A 1,305-nucleotide genomic window follows, 5' to 3' on the forward strand; every position below is an offset into this window, starting at 1 on the left:
CCCAATTTCAGTCACCACCGTTCTCGGTATAGAACTGTGGCGCGGGGAGAGTCCATTACAGCATTCAAATCGCTCGCTCCGCTCGCTGGGACGGGCTAAAGCCCGCCCCTTAACCAAACGTTAGGCTCTACCCAATGTCTTCGTATCTTAAATATCTGATTACCGTTTTTCTTATTGGTGTAAGCAGCCAATCGGCTGGCTATGAGTTTCTTCCAGCACAAGGCTGGATACTAGTAAAAAACGGAGACATTGCAGATGTCAGAGCTGCCATTATTGACTATGACGATCTGACGAAAGAAACTGTATCCGGCACCTTCGCGATTGAGTTACACCCACAAACTGATGGTCAACTAGCTGTTTTACTTCCGAACGGCTTTCCAGCATATGATTTAGTAAATATGACGGGGTGGCTCAGTTCGCCACCAGACCAACCCAGCGTCTACGATGCTGAAACATGGATAACGTCTCCCGCAGACGGAACCAAATATTACTTAGAACCTGAAATTGAAAATACCTGGGGCGATACTTTGATTGGAGCAAGTAATAAAGGGGCGTCGATTCGGGTGTATCTACCTGAAACAGGAGTTTCCGAAATATCTACTCCACTTACCTATAAAAACGAACCCATAATAGATCGCTTGCAGGACCCAATAAAGATCAGCATCACACTTGATAAAAGCACAAATTTCGGAAATCAAAATTTCATAATTAACAGCCCGAAAGACCATAGTTGGAGTCCATAAGCCTAACAGTGGTTCAAATCGCTCGCTTCGCTCACTGGGACGGGCTAAAGCCCGCCCCTTAACCAAACGTTAGACCTAGAGCAGAAAATTCCACATGTTCGAAATTTTATTAATTCCAGGAATATTCCTTACTTTTATCACTCAGCAAAATTTTATATCCAAGTTAAAACTACACGAACCAGAAAAGTGGATATCGCTAGGAAAACCTGGAATATTCAACCCAGGAGACCACTTCGGAATTATGTTTTACATTTTGCGCGGCAAATATAAGGAAAGTAAGAAGAAAGAAATAATTATAAGTGCCACAGCCTACAGATTGTGCCTAGGCACTTTACTGGCTATCGTAATTATGTATTTCGCCCTCCCACTTAGTTTCTGGCATGGGTAAATTCTTAGCATGGACCATGCAGGCACCTATGTGGGGTCTAACAAATGGTATATGGACTCTCCCCACAAGTAGTGGGCAAAGCTTTTCTTTTGCACCTGTCGTCAGCGCGGTTGCATTCGTATATCCGGCCTGTTGTGGGCTTTACCGCCCTGGCCATTCTGTAGTTCGCGCAGC

The 1,305-nt window shown here is 44.6% G+C and carries 1 protein-coding gene; it reads left to right on the forward strand.

The window, feature by feature from the left end; translation table 11 throughout:
- Positions 1 to 134: 134 nt before the first annotated feature.
- On the forward strand, positions 135 to 743 hold the full coding sequence (locus AACY13_RS22565; protein ID WP_339463829.1) for a hypothetical protein: 609 nt from the start codon (positions 135 to 137) through the stop codon (positions 741 to 743).
- Positions 744 to 1,305: the final 562 nt, after the last annotated feature.

It is taken from the genome of Pseudomonas sp. EA_105y_Pfl2_R69 (assembly GCF_963970915.1).
Taxonomy (GTDB): domain Bacteria; phylum Pseudomonadota; class Gammaproteobacteria; order Pseudomonadales; family Pseudomonadaceae; genus Aquipseudomonas.